The 20,080-nt window shown below is 65.3% G+C and carries 26 protein-coding genes; 14 read left to right on the forward strand and 12 right to left on the reverse strand.

The window, feature by feature from the left end:
- Positions 1-9: 9 nt before the first annotated feature.
- On the reverse strand, positions 10-453 hold the full coding sequence (locus VI234_RS06585; protein WP_336329561.1) for a universal stress protein: 444 nt from the start codon (positions 451-453) through the stop codon (positions 10-12).
- Between the two features lie 107 nt (positions 454-560).
- On the opposite strand from VI234_RS06585, the gene VI234_RS06590 reads away from it, so the two are divergent.
- Positions 561-1,469, forward strand: a complete 909-nt coding sequence (locus tag VI234_RS06590) for an MBL fold metallo-hydrolase (RefSeq protein WP_336329562.1) — start codon at positions 561-563, stop codon at positions 1,467-1,469.
- A 110-nt stretch (positions 1,470-1,579) separates the two neighbouring features.
- Positions 1,580-3,484, forward strand: a complete 1,905-nt coding sequence (locus VI234_RS06595; protein WP_336329563.1) for a cation:proton antiporter domain-containing protein — start codon at positions 1,580-1,582, stop codon at positions 3,482-3,484.
- Here the strand turns inward: VI234_RS06595 and VI234_RS06600 are convergent.
- A complete protein-coding gene (locus VI234_RS06600) occupies positions 3,481-3,933 on the reverse strand; it encodes a PaaI family thioesterase (RefSeq protein WP_008307085.1) in 453 nt (150 codons plus the stop codon). The two genes, VI234_RS06595 and VI234_RS06600, sit on opposite strands and share 4 nt — an antisense overlap.
- A gap of 90 nt (positions 3,934-4,023) precedes the next feature.
- Positions 4,024-4,170 carry a hypothetical protein gene (locus VI234_RS06605; protein WP_008307084.1) on the reverse strand — a complete coding sequence of 49 codons (147 nt, stop codon included), beginning with the start codon at positions 4,168-4,170 and terminating at the stop codon, positions 4,024-4,026.
- Between the two features lie 259 nt (positions 4,171-4,429).
- Between VI234_RS06605 and VI234_RS06610 the strand changes: the two genes are divergently transcribed.
- Positions 4,430-4,897, forward strand: a complete 468-nt coding sequence (locus tag VI234_RS06610; protein WP_336329564.1) for an NUDIX hydrolase — start codon at positions 4,430-4,432, stop codon at positions 4,895-4,897.
- Between the two features lie 131 nt (positions 4,898-5,028).
- On the opposite strand, the gene VI234_RS06615 is transcribed toward VI234_RS06610, so the two are convergent.
- The 3 genes from VI234_RS06615 to VI234_RS06625 all read right to left on the reverse strand — a co-directional run bounded on the left by VI234_RS06615 (position 5,029) and on the right by VI234_RS06625 (position 8,410).
- Complete coding sequence (locus VI234_RS06615; protein WP_336329565.1) at positions 5,029-6,162, reverse strand: thiolase family protein; 1,134 nt, start codon at positions 6,160-6,162, stop codon at positions 5,029-5,031.
- A gap of 109 nt (positions 6,163-6,271) precedes the next feature.
- Positions 6,272-6,742 carry a pyridoxamine 5'-phosphate oxidase family protein gene (locus VI234_RS06620; RefSeq protein WP_049942749.1) on the reverse strand — a complete coding sequence of 157 codons (471 nt, stop codon included), beginning with the start codon at positions 6,740-6,742 and terminating at the stop codon, positions 6,272-6,274.
- Positions 6,743-6,829: 87 nt separating this feature from the next.
- Positions 6,830-8,410 (reverse strand): HVO_2922 family protein, encoded by a 1,581-nt coding sequence (locus VI234_RS06625; RefSeq protein WP_008307080.1) that lies wholly within the window; start codon positions 8,408-8,410, stop codon positions 6,830-6,832.
- Positions 8,411-8,528: 118 nt separating this feature from the next.
- On the opposite strand from VI234_RS06625, the gene VI234_RS06630 reads away from it, so the two are divergent.
- From VI234_RS06630 to VI234_RS06645, 4 genes are all read left to right on the forward strand, one after another.
- Positions 8,529-9,878 (forward strand): ATP-binding protein, encoded by a 1,350-nt coding sequence (locus VI234_RS06630; RefSeq protein WP_008307079.1) that lies wholly within the window; start codon positions 8,529-8,531, stop codon positions 9,876-9,878.
- An 84-nt stretch (positions 9,879-9,962) separates the two neighbouring features.
- Positions 9,963-10,238: a hypothetical protein gene (locus VI234_RS06635; protein WP_008307078.1), complete on the forward strand. Its 276-nt coding sequence runs from the start codon at positions 9,963-9,965 to the stop codon at positions 10,236-10,238.
- A gap of 44 nt (positions 10,239-10,282) precedes the next feature.
- Positions 10,283-11,158: an MBL fold metallo-hydrolase gene (locus tag VI234_RS06640; protein WP_336329566.1), complete on the forward strand. Its 876-nt coding sequence runs from the start codon at positions 10,283-10,285 to the stop codon at positions 11,156-11,158.
- A gap of 62 nt (positions 11,159-11,220) precedes the next feature.
- Positions 11,221-11,517: a hypothetical protein gene (locus VI234_RS06645; RefSeq protein ID WP_151102749.1), complete on the forward strand. Its 297-nt coding sequence runs from the start codon at positions 11,221-11,223 to the stop codon at positions 11,515-11,517.
- 15 nt (positions 11,518-11,532) lie between these two features.
- On the opposite strand, the gene VI234_RS06650 is transcribed toward VI234_RS06645, so the two are convergent.
- From VI234_RS06650 to VI234_RS06660, 3 genes are all read right to left on the reverse strand, one after another.
- Positions 11,533-12,483 (reverse strand): DUF5787 family protein, encoded by a 951-nt coding sequence (locus tag VI234_RS06650; protein WP_336329567.1) that lies wholly within the window; start codon positions 12,481-12,483, stop codon positions 11,533-11,535.
- Positions 12,484-12,525: 42 nt separating this feature from the next.
- Positions 12,526-12,702, reverse strand: coding sequence for a hypothetical protein (locus tag VI234_RS06655; RefSeq protein ID WP_336329568.1), 177 nt, complete (start codon positions 12,700-12,702; stop codon positions 12,526-12,528).
- Positions 12,703-12,853: 151 nt separating this feature from the next.
- Positions 12,854-13,741 (reverse strand): helix-turn-helix domain-containing protein, encoded by an 888-nt coding sequence (locus VI234_RS06660; protein ID WP_336329569.1) that lies wholly within the window; start codon positions 13,739-13,741, stop codon positions 12,854-12,856.
- Positions 13,742-14,098: 357 nt separating this feature from the next.
- Here VI234_RS06660 and VI234_RS06665 point away from each other — a divergent pair, with 357 nt between their 5' ends.
- The 5 genes from VI234_RS06665 to VI234_RS06685 are packed head-to-tail and all read left to right on the forward strand — an operon-like array spanning position 14,099 to position 17,025.
- Positions 14,099-15,328, forward strand: a complete 1,230-nt coding sequence (locus VI234_RS06665) for a translation initiation factor IF-2 subunit gamma (RefSeq protein WP_008307071.1) — start codon at positions 14,099-14,101, stop codon at positions 15,326-15,328.
- Entirely contained in the window at positions 15,328-15,705 is a 378-nt protein-coding gene (locus VI234_RS06670) for a DUF188 domain-containing protein (RefSeq protein WP_336329570.1), read from the forward strand. The genes VI234_RS06665 and VI234_RS06670 overlap by 1 nt, the downstream gene beginning before the upstream one ends.
- A gap of 3 nt (positions 15,706-15,708) precedes the next feature.
- Positions 15,709-16,287 carry a DNA-directed RNA polymerase gene (locus VI234_RS06675; protein WP_008307067.1) on the forward strand — a complete coding sequence of 193 codons (579 nt, stop codon included), beginning with the start codon at positions 15,709-15,711 and terminating at the stop codon, positions 16,285-16,287.
- Positions 16,287-16,484 carry a transcription elongation factor subunit Spt4 gene (gene spt4 / locus VI234_RS06680; protein WP_008307065.1) on the forward strand — a complete coding sequence of 66 codons (198 nt, stop codon included), beginning with the start codon at positions 16,287-16,289 and terminating at the stop codon, positions 16,482-16,484. The genes VI234_RS06675 and spt4 overlap by 1 nt, the downstream gene beginning before the upstream one ends.
- A gap of 1 nt (position 16,485) precedes the next feature.
- Positions 16,486-17,025 (forward strand): GTP-dependent dephospho-CoA kinase family protein, encoded by a 540-nt coding sequence (locus VI234_RS06685; protein ID WP_008307064.1) that lies wholly within the window; start codon positions 16,486-16,488, stop codon positions 17,023-17,025.
- Between the two features lie 28 nt (positions 17,026-17,053).
- Here the strand turns inward: VI234_RS06685 and VI234_RS06690 are convergent, their stop codons facing one another.
- Both VI234_RS06690 and VI234_RS06695 read right to left on the reverse strand, forming a co-directional pair.
- Complete coding sequence (locus VI234_RS06690) at positions 17,054-17,209, reverse strand: rubrerythrin-like domain-containing protein (protein WP_004960444.1); 156 nt, start codon at positions 17,207-17,209, stop codon at positions 17,054-17,056.
- A gap of 89 nt (positions 17,210-17,298) precedes the next feature.
- Positions 17,299-18,330: a TIGR01177 family methyltransferase gene (locus tag VI234_RS06695; protein WP_336329571.1), complete on the reverse strand. Its 1,032-nt coding sequence runs from the start codon at positions 18,328-18,330 to the stop codon at positions 17,299-17,301.
- An 87-nt stretch (positions 18,331-18,417) separates the two neighbouring features.
- Here VI234_RS06695 and VI234_RS06700 point away from each other — a divergent pair, with 87 nt between their 5' ends.
- Together VI234_RS06700 and VI234_RS06705 are read left to right on the forward strand one after the other, a co-directional pair.
- Entirely contained in the window at positions 18,418-18,807 is a 390-nt protein-coding gene (locus VI234_RS06700; RefSeq protein ID WP_336329572.1) for a DUF7473 family protein, read from the forward strand.
- Between the two features lie 111 nt (positions 18,808-18,918).
- Positions 18,919-19,173 (forward strand): HalOD1 output domain-containing protein, encoded by a 255-nt coding sequence (locus VI234_RS06705; RefSeq protein WP_336329573.1) that lies wholly within the window; start codon positions 18,919-18,921, stop codon positions 19,171-19,173.
- Between the two features lie 31 nt (positions 19,174-19,204).
- Here the strand turns inward: VI234_RS06705 and hisG are convergent, their stop codons facing one another.
- Complete coding sequence (gene hisG, locus VI234_RS06710) at positions 19,205-20,053, reverse strand: ATP phosphoribosyltransferase (RefSeq protein WP_336329574.1); 849 nt, start codon at positions 20,051-20,053, stop codon at positions 19,205-19,207.
- Between the last annotated feature and the right edge of the window lie 27 nt (positions 20,054-20,080).

The following is a 20,080-nucleotide window of genomic DNA, read 5'->3' on the forward strand; positions in this document are numbered from 1 at the left end:
TCTCCTCCGTTACGTTTCGCCGCCGACCTTGACCGCCAGCACCGGCACCGGTGAGGCCCGAACCACCGACTCGGTGACGCTGCCGATGAGTTCCTTGGACGGCCCGGTCCGCCCCTCCGTCGCCATCACGACGACGTCGATGTCGTTGCGCTCGACGTAGTCTACGACTTCCTCGTGGGGGACGCCCTGCTCGACCGCCGTGGTCACCGTGTCGATGCCGGCGTCTTCGGCCTGCGCGCGAAGGTCGTCGACGGCCTGCTGGCCGGCGGCGGCGAGGCGGTCGAAGATGCTGCTGTCCTCGAAATCGGGAATCTGCTCGACTACCTGCTCGGTTTCGAGGACGTGCAGCGCGTGCAGATTCGCGTCGTGGCGCTGTGCGAGGTCGATGGCGTGTTCGGCCGCGGTTACGGACCCCTCGGAGCCGTCGGTCGGAACGAGTACGGCGTCGTACATACAGTGGTGTTTCTGATTCCGGGTAAATGGCTTTGCCCTTCTTGACTATTGGTTGTCAGGACAGCCGCAGCACAACGGTTTTGCCCCCGCCGGTCACGAGGAAGTGTATGGGAATCGGTGACGTTTACGAGGTGACGGTCGGGGACTGCACAGACGTCCACTACGTCGACACCGGGATGTACGACGTAGCCGAGTACGGCTCCGTCTACATCATCGACGCCGAGCGGCCGGCGCTGGTCGACACCGGCATCGGCGCGCGCCACGAGAACATCCTCTCGGCGATGGAGTCGGTCGGTATCGCGCCCGAGGACCTGGAGGTCATCGCGGCGACGCACGTCCATCTGGACCACGCCGGCGGGGCCGGCTACCTCGTCGAGGACTGTCCGAACGCGACGGTGTACGTCCACGAGTCCGGAAAGCGACACCTCGTCGACCCCCAGCGGCTCTGGGAGGGGACCAAACACGCCGTCGGCGACCAGATCGAGTACTACGGGAAGCCGATTCCAGTCCCCGAGGACCGCATCGAGACGCTGTCCGACGGCGACGTGATCGACCTGGGCGACCACTCGCTGGACGTCATGCACGCGCCGGGCCATGCCCCACACCAGGTCGTCTTCTACGACCCCGTCGTCGACGGTGTGTTCACCGCCGACGCCGCCGGTATCTACACGCCGTCGACCGACGAGATGCACGTCACGACGCCGCCGGTCAACTTCACGCTGGAGGGGGCCCTCGACGACGTGGCGATGTTACAGGACCTCGACCCCGAAATCCTCATGTTCGGCCACTACGGCCCGGCCGAGACCGGTGACAAACTGGAGACGTACGCCGAGATTCTGCCCGAGTGGGTCGCCGAAGTCGAGCGCAAGCGCGAAGAACTCGACGACGACGAGGCTGTCATCGATTACTTCCTCGAGCGGGCCGACACCGACCTCTGGGGCGAGCGGAAGGGTCGCGCCGAGATGCGCTTGAACGTCCGGGGCGTGCTCGTGGCCCTCGACAACCGCGAAGCATAGCCAGCGTCACATCGGCCGTGGACTGGGCTCCCGATAGAGTCCTCGTGTACCGCTGAGTGAGTGCGTTTATACGAGGGCGACGCGATAGGCCGGACAGATGGAGGCCAACTGTGGCTGGTAGTTCGGGGATACTGATTCCGCTCGTCGCCGGCATCATCGGACTTGGCGTCCTTGCACAGGTCCTCGCCGCGCGCCTGCGCGTCCCCAGTATCATCTTCTATTTACTGGTGGGAGTCATCATCGGCCAGCCCGGACTGAAAATCATCGGTGACGGTACCTTTGGCGGGGCGCTGTCCGCCATCGTCGGCTTAGCGGTCGCAATCATCGTCTTCGAGGGGGCCTACCACCTCCGGTTCGACCGCCTGCGGGAGGCCCCGGCCGCGACGTTCAGGCTCGTTACCGTCGGTGCGGCCATCGCGCTCGTGGGGACCGCTATCGCCGTCAAGTTCGCGTTTAACTCCGCGGCCGTCTCCTGGAACCTCGCGTTCCTGATCGGTGCGCTGCTGGTCGCGACTGGCCCGACGGTCATCACGCCGATTCTCGACGTCGTCCCGGTCCGGGACCGCGTCGCCGCCGCGCTGGAGACGGAAGGGATCGTCAACGACGTGACCGCGGCGATCATCGCCGTCGTCATCTTCGAGACGGTCAACCCTGCGGCGTCGAGCGAGGGGCTGTTGCGGGCGTTCGCACTTCGACTGGGGACGGGGCTGCTCGTCGGTCTCATCGTCGCCGGCATCGTGTACTACCTCCTCCAGTACGTCGACCTCTCGCCCGGTGACGCACCGCGGAACTCCCGACTGCTCGTGCTCGCCGGGGCGCTCATCGCCTACGCGGGCGCGAACACGATAGCGACCGAGGCCGGCGTCGCCGCCGCCGCGACGGCGGGGATGGCGCTCGGGAACGTCGACCACCCCTACGAGGAAGACATCGAGGAGTTCAAAGGCGACATCACGTTGCTGGTGCTGTCGTTCGTGTTCATCGCGCTGGCGGCCCAGTTGGAGCTCGCGTCGCTCATCGACGTCGGACTGTCTGGAATTATCGTCGTTCTCGCCGTCGCGCTGGTCATCCGGCCGTTGCTGGTGTTCGTCTCGGCCGTCGGTGACCGGTTTACGACCAACGAGAAACTGTTCGTCAGCTTCGTCGGCCCGCGCGGTATTATTCCGGCATCTGTCGCCACGCTGTTTGCCGTCGAACTGAACGCTGCAGCCGAAGAGGTCACCGGGGCACAGGCCGAACTACTGGGGACGCAGGCGGATATCCTGCTGGGCACTGTCTTCCTCGTCATCTTTGCGACCGCCCTGTTCGAGGGCGGGCTGGCGCGATTCATCGCGGAAAAACTGGATGTGATACCAATGCGAATCATCATCGTCGGCGGCGGACAGGTGGGCCGAGCGCTCGCCGCACGCCTCGAAGACCGGGGCGAGAACGTCGTCATCATCGAGCAGGAAGAAGAGAGCGTCGAACGAGCCCGCAACGAAGGCTATGCCGTCGAAATCGGCGACGGCACCGACACCGACATGTTGCGGTCGGCCGGGGCTGAAAACGCCAAGACTGTCGTCACGGCGACCGGCGACGACGACGCGAACCTGCTGGTGTCACAGCTTGCGAGTTCGAAGTTCGGTGTCGAGCGCGTCATCGCCCGCGCGAACAACCCGGACAACGTCGAGGCCTTCGAGGACCTCGGCGTCCGGACCATCTCCTCGGCGATGGCGACGGCCTGGGCCATCGACAACCAGATCGAGCGCCCGGCCATCGCCCACTGGATGACCGATATCGGTCGCAGCGGGGACGTTCAGGAGGTCGAGGTCAAGAACCCGGACCTCATCGGCAAGCCGATCAGCGAGGTCGGACCGATGCTGCCCGACGCCTGTCTGGTCGCGCTCGTCAGTGGCGAACTCCACGATAACGCCGAAGTACCCACGGCCGACTACGTCCTCGAAGAAGGCGACATGGTGACGCTGCTGGGCCGTCGGGAGTCCGTCCGCGACGGGATGAAAATGGTCAGTGGCGACTAGTCGTCGGTAAGCCGTGTAACGTCTGACTCGTCGACGCCTTCTGTCCACGGCGACTCGCCGCGGTCGCCGTCCGTCTTGTACGTGCCGCGAGCGCTCGCGATGTGATGGCCATCGGTGTCGTACACTTCTGCGTCGACGACGGAGACGCTCCCGCCGCTCCGGATTACCTCCGCCTCAGTCCGCAAATCGGCGGTTGCGGGCGCGAGGTAATCGATCCGCATGTCGACCGTCGGCGAGACGGTGCCGGATTGCGAGACGACGGCCGCCCCGCCGACGGTGTCGACGAGCGAGTACGTGACGCCACCGTGTGCGATTATCGACTCGGGGTTCGAGGAATGACCGTCTTCCAACGGGAGTTCGCCTGCTGCATAGCCGTCATCGACGGCCGTGATTTCCATCCCTAGCTGCTTGACAAACGGGATGTCATTGAACATCGACTGAAGACTCATGGCTATCTCAACGGAAGCGAGTCTGATAAGTCTCCGAGAACGAACAACAACGGGTCAGGTGTGGTCGGTTCTGCAGAACACGGCTTCCTGTCAGTCGCCCGCGACCGCTCCGTCCACGCTCTCTTCGTCCTCCGTGGCTTCTTCGGGGAGTAGATGCTCCGGGCGGCGCAGGTAGCTCGGTTTCTGTGCGAACGCTTCGATTCGCTCCCACTCCTCGGGTGTGATGTGACCGTCCATACACAGTACTCCTGGTTGACACTACTTTAATCCTTTTAATATTACCTAAAATTAATATTTAGAGAGGATCATCTACTGCCGGAACTGCCACCATCACAGTGCGTATCCGCTACCGAGAATGACGGCGTCAGTGTACTGGGGTGCCCCGCTACCGGCGTACTGCGCCCGCTCACTCCTCCTCTCAGCCATCCGGTGTCCTAATATGATTTTAGGCAGATATGTGGGTAGTACTATATGTCTGCTGTCGCTACCGCATAGTATGCAACCAGAGCGGGCGACGTACGTGAAGAAGGCCTGCGCCTACATCACCAGAAACGGATCGGAACTCCTGGTGTTCGACGGGCCGGGCCACGACGGGCTACAGATACCGAAGGGAACCGTCGAACCGGGCGAAAAACCGAGGGCCGCCGTCCAACGGGAAGCCGTCGAGGAGAGCGGTCTCGCCTCCTTCGAGCGCCTGCAACACATCGCCACCGACGTCTGGACGCGTCGCGAATCGCCCCCGAAGCGGTACGTCCGGTCGTTCTACCACCTTCCCGTCCACGAGTCCCGGGACCACTGGGTGCACACTGTCACCGGGACGGGTGAGGAGCGCGGCGCGGAGTTCGAATTCTCGTGGGTCGACCTCCCGACCGACGCCACTTTCGCGCTCGACCTCGACGACTACATCCACTCACTGACGAGTCCTGCTGAGGCGACGGCGGCCGGCGATATGGCTGCCGATTAGCGACTGTCTTTTCTCTCATATCGTTCGCGCGAGCGCCTCACCGTTCGCAAACAGCGGACTCGAAAACGATGGAACGCACTCGAAAACGACGGCCCGCGGTAGAGTACTGAAACCGCACCGATAGCAGCCAGTCAGGGCAGTCGGAACTCGATTGCCGCACCCTGGCCGAAGCCGACACACTCCGTCGCCAGGCCAAGTTCGGCGTCACGGCGGTTCATCTCGTGGACGAGCGTCACCGGGAGGCGCGCGCCGGAGGCCCCGAGCGGGTGGCCGATGGCGATTGCGCCGCCGTTGACGTTGTAGATGTCGTCGTCGAAGCCGAGTTCGCGCTGGCAGTACAGGCACTGGGAGGCGAAGGCCTCGTTGAGTTCCACGAGGTCGTAGTCGTCCGTCTCACGGTCGGTGCGCTCGGTGAGTTTCCGGACGGCGGGGACCGGACCGATACCCATCACGGTCGGGTCGACGCCGGCGACTTCGTGGGAACCGATCTCCGCCAGGATGTCGAGCCCGCGGTCTTCTGCGAACTCGCGTGACGTGACCATCAGTCCCGCCGCGCCGTCAGAAACCTGCGAGGCGTTGCCGGGTGTGACTGACCCGTCCGACTTGAACACTGTCGGTAGCTGGGACAGCTTTTCGAGCGTGGTGTCGGGACGGATACCCTCGTCCGCTTTGAACTGCCCGTCCTCGGTCTCGATGGGGACGATCTCGTCGTCGAAGCGACCAGACTCCGTCGCGTCGGCGGCGCGCTGGTGGCTCCGGAGCGCGTACTCGTCCTGTTCCTGCCGACTGACCGCCATCTCGCTGGCGACCTTCTCGGCGGTCATTCCCATCTGAAGCTCGCCGATGTTGTAGTGCTCGGCCAGTCGCGGGTGGACGTTGTGGGTGTTCTCGTCCATCTGTACGCGGGACATCGACTCCACGCCGCCGGCGATGAGCACGTCGCGCTGGCCGGCCGCGATGGCGTCGGCGGTCCGCATCAGCGCTTCGGCGGAGGACGCACACCAGCGGTTGATCGTCGACGCGGGGACGCTCTCGCCGAGGTCCGACAACAACGCGATGACCCGGGCCATGTTGTTGCCCTGTTCCCCGCGCTGCTGGGCACACCCCCACAGCAGGTCGTCGACGTCGTCGGCCTCGACGCCAGTCGACGCGAGCAACTGGTTGATAAGCGGCACCGAGAGGTCTTCGCTCCGGACGCCGGCGAGTGCGCCGTCCTCCTTTCCCTGTGGCGTTCTGACTGCATCCACGATGACAGGTGTGGGCATGGACAACGGAACGTCTCGGCCTGTGTTAAAACCTGACAAACTCTACACAGTGGGGGAACCGTTGTCTCCGACCGGGCCACCCGCTTCCCGCAACAGTCGAACAGTGGGCTCACTCCTGTTCGAACCCCGGCGGCAGGCCGGCGTGTCTGAGCCCTTCCTTTTCGTCGATGCGGAACCGGTAGACTGTGATGTCGCCGTCCTCGATGGCGTCCTCGAACAGCTCCGGCCGCCACGCCGTATCGAGCACGTCCGCGAGTTCGTCCCACTCGGACTCGGGGACGGCTTCGATACCGCCCTGTAGCAGGACGCTCTCCCAGTGGAACATCGACTCGACTTTGTACACGAGCACGGCCGCGTTCGCTGCCGCCTCGGTCAACTGTTGTTTGCGACTCGCCGACCCACCGATGAAGGTGAAATACAGCGAGCGGTCACCGTCGTACCCGAACGACAGGGGAATCATGTACGGTCCGTTCTCGGTCGGCAGGCCCAGCACGCCGACCCGCTGGTTCGACAGAAACGCCGCGATGTTGCTGTCGTCCATGCGCGTGAGTCCGGCCGCTTCGAGTGCATCTATTGTCATATAGGTGTAACTTCGACCGAACCCTGTTTAATTAATTCGGCTATTCCTCGCTACGGGGAATTGCCCGCCGGGGCGTCTCGGTCGCCGCTACTCTTCCTGTGTTGCACCGGGGGCGTGGCGCTTGATCCGCTCGATGGCGGCGACGGCTTTGTTGCGCTCGGCGTACCCCTCGCCGGAGTCAGCGATGATCTCGCCGTTCCGGTGGCGGAGCCGCCAGCGCCACTCGTTGCCCTTGTCCTCGTACACTTCGAACGCTGCGCTCCCGATATCCAGCAGGTCGGCGTCGGCGGCGTATGACTGGACCCGCTCGACGGCATCCATGGCTTTCGACCGGTTCGCGTAGCCTTCGCCGCTGTCGGCGACAAGTTCGCCGTTGGCCGCACGCAACCGCCAGCGCCACTCCTCGGCGTTGTCCTGATACACCTCGAAGCCGTCGTCGACCTCGGAGTCGGGCGCGAGTTCGCTCACCCGTCGGGCCGCCCGCCGGGCGTTCGACCGGGAGCTGTACCCCTCGCCACTGTCGGCGAGGATGTTGCCGTTGCGGTGGAGCAAGCGCCAGCGGAACTGGCCGGCGGCGTCGGCGTACACCTCGTAGGCGACGGGGTCGACCCTGAGATACGCCGCGCCGGGGACGTACGCGCGAACGCTCTGCAGCGCCCGTCGGACGTTCGACTTCGAGGCGTACCCCTCGCCGCTGTCGGCGAGGATGTTGCCGTTGTCGTGGCGCAAGCGCCAGCGGAACTCTCCGGCCGAATCCTCGAACAGTTCGAACGTCGCGTCGCTTTCGGGAGCCGGCACGACCGGCACGTCCTCGGCGGTGTCGTCCTCGGTCGCGTCTTCGAAGAAGACGACGGTCCCGCCGGCGGCGTTGGACTGGACGCTGCGGAGCCCCTGCATCGCCTTCTGGCGCGACGAATAGCCCTGTGCGCTGTCGGCGATGATATTGGAGTTCCGGTGGCGGAGCCGCCAGCGGTACTTGCCCGCCGAGTCCTCGTACAGTTCGAACGTCGCCTTGCTGTCCATCGCGGCCGCGATGGTGGCGTGGGCCGCGGCGAGTTCCGCCTCTGTCGCCTCGGTGACGGTCGCGAGTTCCTCGCGGGCGGCCTCGCTGGTCGCCAACTCCTCTGCCAGCCTGTTGCGCTTGCGGGTCGCTCGGTCGGCAACTTCAGACTGCTGTGTCGCTTCCCGGGACGCCTGGTCGGCGTCCTGTGTGGCTTGCTCGGCCACTTCGGTTGCTTCCTGCGCTGTCTGAACCGCCTCGTCGTAGGCTTCTTTCCGCCCGGTCAGCAGCGGGGAAACGACCGCACCGACTGCCATCAGCCCGAGGCCGACGATGTACAGCGTCACTGCCGGGTTCCCCTCGGGGCCGGTCCAGTTCGATGGATAGAACGTGGTGAACCACACCATCGCGACCAGTCCGATTACGGCACCGAGATAGGTGAGTATCAGCCCACGCCGTGTCAGCGGCAGTCTGATCGTCGGTCCCGCAAACAGCAGTATGAGCCCGATAGCTCCCAGCAGATAGCCGAACTGCCGGGGCGTGCTCCGCGATGCTGTCAGGTAAAACAGAAGGAGGCCGACGATACCGAGCACGATGCCGATGACGAACAGCCAGTAGCCGTAGGCCTCGTCGTCGGTCGTCGGCTCGCCGATGCGGTTCCGATACACGCTGATTAATGTGTTATCAGTTGCCACGTTGGGAGTACACAGAGGGGGTATATTACCTTGGTGTCGGTCACCGGGGCTTCGAGTGACTTATACCGGTTGCGTGGTAACATCAGTGGGAATGAGCAATCCGGAACTGGATGTCGTTGAGTTTCTGCTGACGGCCACTATCTACAGCGAGCGGCGGGACCTCGAACCGGACGACCTCCCGGCCTCGTACCGGTCCGTCTTCTGGAGCGACGGCGAGATCGAACGGCCGCTGTCGGTCACCAACACGACCGCGAGCGAGGCCACCGGCGTCGAGCGGCCTTGGGCGGCCATCTCCGGCCTGATGTTCACCGACCGCGACGACTTCTCGGGGAGCATCTCCATGACGGACCGCGACCTCGCCGAGGAGTGGTTCCTCGAACGGGTCGACGCCGCGGCCCTCGAAGACAACCCGGTTCTGGCGAAAGCCTTCGAGGACCAGGTCGAGGGTGCGGATTACGAGCGGGCCCGCGAGCAGAACCGACCGTCGCGCGCCGACCGCGCGTTCATCGACGCCAAACTGGAGGAGGCGTTCGACACCGACGACGAGGACGACGAGGAGATGCTGGACCTGGTCGACGTGCGCGCCCCCGAAGAGGTGGAGATGACCCTGGCCGACCTGGTGTTGACCACCGACCAGGAAGACGAGATTCAGAAAATCGTCAAAGCCATCGAGCACCGCGACTACCTCGCCCGTATCGGCCTGCGAGAGATCGGCAAACTCCTCTTTGTTGGTCCGCCGGGGACCGGCAAGACCAGCGTCGCTCGCGCGCTGGCCCACGACCTCGACCTCCCCTTTGTCGAAGTGAAGCTGTCGATGATCACCAGCCAGTACCTCGGCGAGACGGCCAAGAACGTCGAGAAGGTGTTCGAGGTCGCAAAGCGGCTCTCGCCGTGTATCCTGTTCATGGACGAGTTCGACTTCGTCGCCAAGACCCGGTCCTCCGACGAACACGCCGCCATCAAGCGCGCCGTCAACACCCTGCTCAAGAGCATCGACGAGATATCCCTGATTCAGGACGAGGTGTTGCTCATCGGCGCGACGAACCACCCGGACCAGCTCGACGCCGCCGCCTGGCGGCGCTTCGACGAGATTGTCAACTTCCCCAAGCCAGACCACGGGATGCGCGCGGACATCCTTCGTATCGTCACCCAGCAGATGGAGATCGACGACTTCGACCCCGAGACGCTGGCGGAGCTAACCGAGGGGCTGACCGGCAGCGACCTCCGACTCGTGCTCCGTGAGGCCGTCCTCAACGCCCTGACCGAGGAACGGACCACGCTCACGCAACAGGATCTCGAAGACGCCATCATCGACTTCGAGGAGCGGGACAACCTCAAGAACATGGACATGATGGACGGCGACGCCGACGCCCTGGTCGCCGGGAGCGGCGGCTTCTCCGGCGACGGCGGCAGCGACCACGATCACGACCACGACCACTGAGCGGCGTCTCACTTGTTTAAGCGTCCGTTTTGGCCGTCGGTACCAGCGATTTACTTATCAATACAGGGGACATTCCCTGTAGCCATGGCTGACGACGACGTGTTCACCGAGACAGACGACCCCGCGGAGTCGTGGGTCGACGTTCGCATGACCGACCCCGACGAAGGCGAGTGGGACGTAGACGTGGTTATCGCCGGGAAACAGGTCGAGTACGTCGACCTGCGCATCCGACCGGCACTGCTCGAAGGGTTTTTCGACTGCCTGTTCGACGACCTCTCCGACGAGCGCGCACAGTCCCTGCTGGCGGCGACGATGGAACGACAGGGCGTCGATCCGGAGGACATCGCCGACACCCAGTAACGAAAGCGAGGGGCTTAGGCGGGTCGCCCTCCGAAGGGACGGTAATGGAGGTCACGCTGCTTGGGACCGGCGACACGACGGGGACGCCGACTGTCCAGTGCGACTGCGAGACGTGTGAACGGGCGCGCGACCCCGACCAGGAACTCCGGGCCCGCGTCCGCGAGCGCGGCATCGACCCGACCGGGGGCGTTGAGCGGTCGCGGTTCTCCGTGGCCGTGGCGAACGACGAAACCGGGGAGTCGCTGCTCATCGACCTGAGCCCGGACTTCCGCCACCAGTTCCTCCGCGAGTCGGTCCCGCTGCCGGACGCGGCCATCGTCACGCACGTCCACTTCGACCACCTCGACGGCCTCGGCAACGCCTACCGACTGTTCGACGAACTGCCGGTCCACGCCGCCGACGAGACGGACCCGGTGACCGGCGAGAGTGTCGCCGAGGGCGTCCGGAGCCGCTATGACTACCTCGATACGGTGTCGGTCCACGCACAGACCCCCTTCGAGCCGTTCACCGTCGCTGGCTTCGAAGTGACGCTCGTCCCGGTCACCCACCCGCCGCTTTTGTGCTACGGCCTGCGAATCGAGGAACCACAGACCGGCGCGGTGCTGTCGATTTCAGGCGACACCTGCTACGACGTGCCCGACCGCTCGAAATCCGTGCTGACCGGGGCCGACCTCGCGCTCGTCGAGGGCATCGTCCATCCGGAAGCCTGCGAGTATCACCCGAAAGGCGGTACGCACCACGACGAGGACGGCGTTCCGCGGACCTTCGGGACGAAACACATGACCCTGACCGGTGCACGGGACTTCGCCGCCGACATCGGGGCCGACGACTACCGCATCGTCCACACCGCGCACTACGTCCCCGCGGACAGGGCCTTCGCCGACGACATCGGACTCGACGGCGAGCGGTTCACGCTCTAATGGCCCATTCGGCTCCGTGAAACAGGCCGTAGCTTATAGGTACTGGCGGATAATGCCGCTGTATGGACAGGCGCGGCATCGCGGAGGTCGGTGGGCTGTCGCTGGGTGGCGGCGTCTTCGCAGTCGCCGCCCAACAGGTCATCGTGGGCAGCATCGACTGGGTGCTCGTCGTCGGACTGGTGGCCTGCATCGGGCTCGCGGCCGCGGCGAACTATCAGGCCAGAAGGAAGCACGCGGCGCAGGTCGCAACCGAGGCTCCGACGGTGACCGAAGACAACTACGAACAGCACGGCCGTCCGACCGCTGGCGATGGCGGCGTCCCGCCCGATAACGCGTCGTCAAGCGACGACGACCGGTAGCGTTGACGACTTCTCCTAGCCGAACCGATCCAGTCCCGACTGGCGACGCCTGCGCCCGTCGGGGTCCGCCCGCCACGGCGTCCGCTCGGCCCGGAGCGAGTCGCCGTCGACGGCCGGCGGGTCGGCCGCCTCGTAGCCCCCGCAGTCCGGGCCGCATTCGTCGCTCTCGCGGACAGCTCGATCCTTCCACTGGCAGTACGGACTCCCGTCGCTGTCGGGCGAACAGTGGTCACACGCTGGGTAGTCGAAACTCCGCCACCCCTTGCCGTAGGCTCGCTCGGCCAGTTGCCGACGCGCGCGGGCCTTTTCAGCGGAATCGACGATCCGCACGTCCGTCCGGACCGGCCCCTCCTCCAGCAGTTCGACGCCGGTATCGTCGGTCGGCAGTGGTGTCGCCTTCCGACGGACGTCTATCGTTCCGCTGTCGGCGTCGAACCGCCAGACGCCGACTTCGTCGGGGATCCGGTTGAGGTGGGCTCCAGTGACGTAGGAGGCCGTCGCCAGCACGACGCGGTCGGCGAGCGCGAGCGACACGTCGGTCCGCAGTTGCGATTCGAGGTCGCCGGGCCGGCCCAGGTCCGGCTTGTTCTCGATGGCGACGATTTCGCCGACCCAGTCGGGGTATCGCGTCGTCTGGCGGACGTACGTCCGACCGCCGCGACGCTCGCGCTCGAAGAAGCCCCGATCGACGGCCAGTTCGACGGCCCGCTCGGCGCGGTCGGGGTGGCAGTCGAAGGCGTCCTTCCAGTACCGCGCCCGACCCGGGCCGACGGTGCTTTCGATGGCCGCCGTCGGCAGCCGGTCGGCAGTGATGGCCGCCCGCTCGTCGAACTCGGGGCCCGGCTCGACGACGACGGTGTCGAGGACGCGCCGGCCGTGGATGGCCCCGCCGAGCTGGCGGCTCACCAGGTGGCCCTCGCGTTCGAGGTGGGCACACAGCGCCAGTTCGAAGTCAAACTCCCGCACGGCCGGACGGAGGGCTGGGACGGGCAAAAGCCCCGCGCCCGGTTACCGCATAGCGACGAAGAGACAGGCCAGCGCCGTCAGCACAAGGACCGGACTCAGTGAGAGTATCGCCAGGAAGCCGAGATACACAGTCAGCACTCCGAGGAGGGAACGAACGGTCAGCGGCGGATACGTCGGTCTGTACAGTTCGGGGTCGGCGTAGGGCGCAGGCTGGTACATTACAGTGAAACGATGGTCCCGAAACGCGATAAATATAATCTGAATGATATTTCTGCGGGAGATGCGTACCGGCCCTCTCCTGAAGACGATTTCAGTCAGCGGGAAAATAGCTCGCTGGGCACAGCCCCAACCGTATATCCGGCGGGTCGGCTCAGTGCCCGCAGGCCTGCCGCTCGAACTCGACTGGCTGGAGGTCCCTGTCCAGATAGGCGGTCAGTTCCGCCTCAGCCAGCGGAATCCGGACCGCGAGTCGCCACGGGTCGGTGCCTTCGACGGTCGTGTACTGGTCGTCGACACACCAGGGGAGCGTCCAGTAGGGGCGACTCGACAGGTCGACGCCGTGGTCGTCGTAGAACGCCGTGACGCGGGAGTCGTCCAGTAGTGTCAGCCCGACGGGCGAACAGAGTTCGTGCCGACACTGTTCACAGACGAACTCGGCGCGGACCGACACGTCGAGACAGCAGTCGCCATCACGAGATATATCTGTCCGCATTCGGCCGGCGCAGTCCGGGCAGACGCCGTCAGCGGCCAGACAGTGGAGGTGTCGCACCCGCTCGGCGAAGGCCGTCGCGACTTCCGCCGGTGTCCGGTCGACCAGGCCGCCCGGCGGGAACGGATACTCGCCATGGGCCTTCCCGCAGTCTTCGCAGTCGATAGCGAACTGTTCGTCGGCGTACTCGGCCAGCAGGCCGCCGCCACACCGCGTACAAGCGCCGGTCACCCGGAACGGGTCGATGTCGGGCGTCCGTGTGAACGTTCCCGCCCGCACCGCACGGATGACCTGCGCCCCGGCGTGTCGGAGGTCGTACCCGTCCGCTCCCTGGCTGACGAACTGGCCGGTGAGCTCCTGCAGGTGATAGTTGAACTGCCCGCTGTCGGACAGATCCACGGCATCAAACAGTTCCGAGAAGCGAACCGGGCGGTCCTCAGCGCGCCACAGCGCCTCGAGGATGTCCAGACGCGTCTCGCTCGCGATGACCGAGAACGCCGTCGCCGGGTCGATGTCGGCATCAGTTTCGGGGGACTCATCGACTCGCATCGTATGCGAACTTGTTCCCGTGGGAACAAAAGCGTTCACAGAAACACAGTTACGTAACACTTCTGACGGGAGCGGGCTGTAGCCACGCTCGCCTCAGCGGCGGACTCTCACTCACCAAACCGGAGCTATCGGAACGGCGACTGCCGGCGTGACATCCGACTCGTACAGCTTGTCGCTCGCACCAACCGACAGGGGTCGCGTCGCTATATCGAGGGCGATACCGAGCAATATGGTGACGTTGCCGCCGTCAGCAGAGACCAAACCGGCGATTGAACCGGGTTCGGCGGGGGTGCTCCGGGCGCAAACAGTAGGTTTATCAGTTGCACGCGGCGAAACTCCACCAAGATTACTCTCGAAATGACATCGAACAAACAACCGGAGGTGAACATCGGACTCGTCGGGCACGTCGACCACGGAAAGACGACGCTCGTACAGGCGCTGTCCGGCGAATGGACCGACCAGCACTCCGAGGAGATGAAGCGCGGTATCTCTATCCGACTCGGCTACGCCGACGCGACGTTCCGTCGCTGTCCGGAGGCCGAGGAGCCGGAGGCGTTTACCGTCGACGAACACTGCGACGACCACGACGTCGACACCGACCACCTCCGGACGGTGTCGTTCGTGGACGCGCCCGGTCACGAGACGCTGATGGCCACGATGCTGTCCGGCGCGGCTATCATGGACGGGGCCGTCCTCGTCATCTCGGCAACGGAGCCCGTCCCGCAGGCCCAGACCGAGGAGCACCTGAGCGCGCTCGACATCATCGGCATCGACAACATCGTCATCGCCCAGAACAAGGTCGACCTCGTCGACGAGGACCGGGCGATGCAGAACTACGAGCAGATTCAGGAGTTCGTCGAGGGAACCGTCGCGGAGGGGGCACCGATTGTCCCCATCAGCGCGGGTCAGGAGGCCAACATCGACCTGCTCATCGAGGCCATCCAGTCCGAGATTCCGACGCCGGAACGGGACCCGGACGAGGACGCCCGCATGATGGTCGCGCGCTCGTTCGACATCAACCGCCCCGGGACGACCTGGGACGACCTGATGGGCGGCGTGCTCGGCGGCTCGCTCGTAGGCGGGCAACTGGAAGTCGACGACGAAATCGAACTCCGGCCCGGCCGCGAGGTCGAGGAAGGCGGCAAGACTGAGTGGCAGCCCGTGACGACGACGGTCCGCTCGCTGCAGTCCGGCGGTGACTTCGTGGACACGGTCACGCCGGGCGGCCTGCTCGGCGTCGGGACCGGTCTCGACCCCGCAATCACGAAAGGCGACGCGCTTGCCGGCCAGGTCGCCGGCCCGCCCGGCAGCCTCCCGCCGGTCCACGAGACGTTCACGATGGACGTGGACCTGCTCGAACGCATCGTCGGCGACGACGGCGGCGAGGTCGACGAAATCTCGACCGGCGAACCGCTCATGCTGACTATCGGTACCGCTACCACGGTCGGTTCGGTCACGAGCGCGCGCGACGACGAATGTGAAGTCGCGCTCAAGCGCCCGGTCTGTGCGGCCTCGGGCTCGAAAATCGCCATCAACCGCCGTGTCGGCGCTCGGTGGCGGCTCATCGGCGTCGGCACGCTGCGGTGATGATCGTGCTGGACACGAACGCGCTGATGATGCCGGTCGAATGCAACGTGCGGCTGTTCGAGGAACTCGACAGAGTGCTGCCGGACGCGACGGACTATGTCGCGCCCGCCGCCGTCCGCGACGAACTGGCGAAACTGGCCGACGGAGCCGGCGCGGAAGCGACGGCCGCCTCGGTCGGGCAGGACCTGCTCGACCGGTGTACGGTTCGGGAGACCGCGGCGGACTACGCGGACGACGCCGTCCTCGAACTGGCACAGGCAGACGATGCGACACACGCGGTCACGAACGACACCCCCCTCAAACGACGCCTGCTGGACGCGGGCGTTCCAGTAATTAGTTTAAGGGGCCGGAACAAACTGGGTATCACTCAACCATAACACATGTATAAACGGGTACGCCTACGCGATACGGTCGAAGTCCCGCCACGCTTTCTGGCGGAGGTCAGTCCGGGGCTGGTCAAACGGCTCCTGCAAGAGAAACTCGAAGGTCGAATGGACGAGGACGTCGGCAGCGTCGTCTCCGTCATCGAGGTCCACGACATCGGTACCGGTGCCGTGCTGCCGAACAAGCCCGGCGTCTACTACGAGGCCGAGTTCGACGCCCTCACGTTCGACCCACAGATGCAGGAAGTGGTCGACGGCGAGGTCGTCGAGGTCGTCAACTTCGGGGCCTTCATCGGCATCGGGCCGGTCGACGGCCTGCTCCACGTCTCCCAGATATCCGACGAGTATCTGGCCTACGACGAGGAGAACCAGCAGCTCGCTTCGCGGGAGTCCAACCGGACGCTCACCGTCGGCGACGCCGTCCGGGCGCGCATCGTCACCAAGAGCATCGACGAGCGCAATCCCCGCGACTCCAAGATCGGCCTGACGGCCAAACAGGTCGGCCTGGGCAAGCACGGCTGGCTCCAGGAGGAGCGCGAGCGCCGCGAAGGGACGGCGGAAGTCGGTGATAGCTGATGGCGGACCGACTCGTCTGCCGCGACTGTCACCGCGTCCAGGGCGCGGAAATCGAAAGCCAGTGTGAGGCCTGTGGCGGCACCGCACTGACCGAGGACTGGGCCGGCTACGTCGTCATCGCGCATCCGGAGCGCTCCGACATCGCCGCGGAGATGGAAGTGACTGAGCCGGGCAAGTACGCGCTGAAAGTCCGCTAACGTGTCCGACGTCGTTCTCGAACTCCCGAGTGACCTGCGACACGAACTCAAAGAGCCGCTCGGACGTATTTATACCGACACAGCGGCGCTACTGGCCGACGCTGGGGACCCGATCATCGCCGTCGGCGACATGGTCACCTACCACCTCATCGAGGCCGGACGGGTGCCCGACCTCGCGCTGGTCGACGAACGGACCAAACGCTCGGCCGTCGACGCGGACGTGTTGGCGGCTATCGACGGGTTTGACCGGAAGCGAGACGTGTCAAACCCGGCCGCGACACTCACCGCCGAACTGCTTGCTGCGCTCAGGGACGGTATCGACAGCGGCGACACGACGCTTCTCGATGTCGACGGCGAGGAGGACCTCGCGACGCTCCCCGCAGTGCTTGCCGCGCCTGCTGGTGCCAGCGTGGTGTACGGCCAACCGGACGAAGGGATGGTGCTGGCAGACTGTGACGCCGAAGCCCGGGACCGGGTCCGGTCGCTGCTGGAGCGGATGGACGGTGACGCCGAGCGGGCGATTGCGCTCGTGTCGGAGTAACCGGCGAGAAAACGGGACGCGACTGGTTTTATTCCGGCCGTGGCACGCTGAGGTTCTGCATTTCTGTCTCACAGCGGCCACAGGAGACCGTCGAGCGCTCGCTACAGAGGCGCTTTCCGCAGTCCGGGCATTCGAATAACTGTTCGTCGTCGTCGCACGGGGCGGGGTCTGACCACGTCGGCATACTTGGTACTAATTAGCATTTGTCATGGCATAAATCTTGCTCATACCGCAATAAATCACAACACCTGTCCAGAGAAAGTGTACGTATGTTCACCCAAGAACGTGGACGTGCCTGACAAGTGAACGGTGCACTCGCCGCTGGAAGTAGTCGGTGACGGTCCAGCCTGCATCGCTCCCCGCCTCGCGCCAGTCGCGGTCGGCGACCAGCACGCACCGCCCTGCGACGCGGCTGGCTTCGCCGAGCGCACCGGAAACGAGGGGAGCCAGTTCGCCCTCGATACGGGACTGACGGCCGTAGGGGGCATCGAAGACGACGGCGTCGACGGCGTCGTCGGCCACCGGCAGGGCGGACGCATCGGAGCGGAACACCCCCCAGCCGCCCGGTTCGGGATAGGCGTCCCTGTTGGGATGGCCATCGCCGTCGAGCGCGTACCGGAGGTTCTCGCGCGTCCCCGAGACCATCTTCGGCTGTGCGTCGCCGCCGACCACGTCGGCCCCGACGAGGCCCGCCTCCAGCAGGAGGCCGCCGGTGCCACACATCGGGTCCAGTATCGTGGCTTCCGGGCCTGCTCCGGCGATGTTGACCAGCGCGCGGGCCTCCAGCGGGTCCATGCTGCCGGGCTGGAAGAACGGGCGGTCCGTCGGCTGACGCCCCCCGAAGTCCCGCACGCTCTCGGCGGCGAGCCAGCCCAGCGCACAGCAGGCCTCGCCGGTCCCGTCCTCCTCGTCGCCGTCGGGATCCGAGAGATAGGCATAGAGGACGTGGTCGGGGTCGTCGAGGTCGACGGGAAAGCCGCGGTCGGTGAGCACGCCGCCCAGCGTCCGCTCGGCCTGTTGTGTGTCGATGCCAGTGCTCGCTCGCACGTCGACCGCGCGCACGGCGACGCTCCCCTCGCGGTCGATGGTCGCGGCCGACAGCAGCGCGGCGGCGCTTTCGATGTCGGGGTCCGCGGTTCCGATCAGGTCACAGGCCCGGTGGGTGAACGCGAGGTGGCGAACGCGGTCGCTGGTGCCCCGTGCCGTCGCCAGTCCGGGCGCGAGGGTGTCGACGGCGCTCGCGGCGCTTGCTGCCTCCCGCCGCGCGAACGCGTCGTCCTGCCCGCCGAGTTCGAGGACGTACACGCCCGAGCGGTGTGGCCGAGCGGCTATGAGCGTGCCGGTCGCGCCCGGGAACAAAACGCACAAGCGAGCGGCCGCCGAACCTCGGGTATGCTCCAGTCCGGGTTCTCCAGCCTGACCGGTGGCGGTATCCTCGCCGTCCTCGTTACCGTTCTCGTCACCTGGCTCTTCTACGCTGTCACGCTCCACCTGGCCGCGACGTTTTTCATCGGCGACGTGCCCAGCCAGCTCGCGGCCAAAGCCGCCACCGCACCGGCGGTCGTTTCCCTGATTCTCCAGCGCTGGGGGGTCGAGTCCGGGATCGTCTCGGCGGATCTGGGTGTGCTGGTCGTCCTCGTGCTCACGATGGTGGCCGACGGTATCGCAATTAGTACCACGTACCGGCTCTCGACCCGCTCGACAGCCCCGCTCGTGGCGCTGCACCTGGCCTTCGCCGCCGTTCTCGGGTTCGCGCTGAACAACATCTTTAGCTTAGTGTAGGCGTATCCCGGAACAGTACTCGCGGGCTGTCTTTCGAGTCACCCGGATAATAAATAACAGAACGAAAGTGAAAACCAAAACTAATTAGATTAACTGAATTATAGTCTCAGTATGATTAACCGCGAGGTCCGACCCGCAGAATCGGTAAGCGAGGCAGTCGTGCAGGCTGTGAGTACCGTTGAGGACTGCCACCCGCGGGCGCTCCCGTCACTGTACGGCGTAGTCAACCCCGAAGCACTGAATGACCTGTTCAGATGGGACAGCGAGCATGAAACCCGCCAGCGCAATCTGGTCTCGTTCCGGTTCAGCGAGTCCGTCGTCACAATCGACGCGGACGAGTGTATCAGGGTCGAGTCCTCTGTGTAAGCGTGCGAGGAGCAGCGTGGGCTAAAAGACCCTACTCGACTAGACGTTCTATTTCTGTAACAAGTATATCACTTGCGCCCACGTCCTTGAGCGAGCTGATCGTCTCGAAGACGGCGCGCTCCTCGACGACGGCGTGGACGGCGAGCTGGTCTGAGCCGGCGATGTCCATCACGGTCGGGCCGCCCATGCCCGGGAGTACCTCTTTCACGTCATCGAGGGCGCTCTCTGGGGCGTTCATCATCAGATAGCGCTTGTCCTCGGCGACGAGGACGGAGCCCAGCGCGGTGTCGACCTGCTGTACCTTCTCGTCGTCAGCCGTATCTTCGCGGGCGAACAGGCGGACAGAGCTTTCGAGGACTTCGTCGACGACGGCCAGCCGGTTCATCCGGAGTGTGGTCCCGGTCGAGGTGATGTCGACGATGCCGTCGGCGATGTCGACGTGAGGGGTCAGTTCCGTCGCGCCGGACACCTCGGTCACGTCCACGTCGACGTCGACCTGGTCGAAGTACCGCCGGGTGATTCTGGGGAACTCCGTGGCGATGCGGCCGCCCTCGAAGTCGTACACGGTCTCGATGTCGCTGTCCTCCGGTGCGGCGAGGACGAGGCGACAGCGGCCGAACTCCAGGTCGCGGAGTTCCACGAGGTCGTCGGTGTCGGACTCCCGGACCTGGTCGAGGCCGGTGATACCTACGTCGGCAGCGCCGTCCGCGACGTATTCGGGAATATCGGCGGCACGGGCGTACAGAACGGTCACGTCCGGGTCGACGGTGTCGGCGTGCAGTTGGCGGTCGGCCCCGTCGACCAGGTGGAGGCCGGCCCGTTCGAGCAGTTCCTCGCTTGGTTCGTGCAGGCGGCCCTTGTTGGGGACGGCGATTCGCATACGCCTACTGGCAGGCCGCGGGGCAAC

The organism is Haloarcula sp. CGMCC 1.2071 (assembly GCF_037078445.1).
GTDB classification, from domain to species: domain Archaea; phylum Halobacteriota; class Halobacteria; order Halobacteriales; family Haloarculaceae; genus Haloarcula; species Haloarcula amylolytica.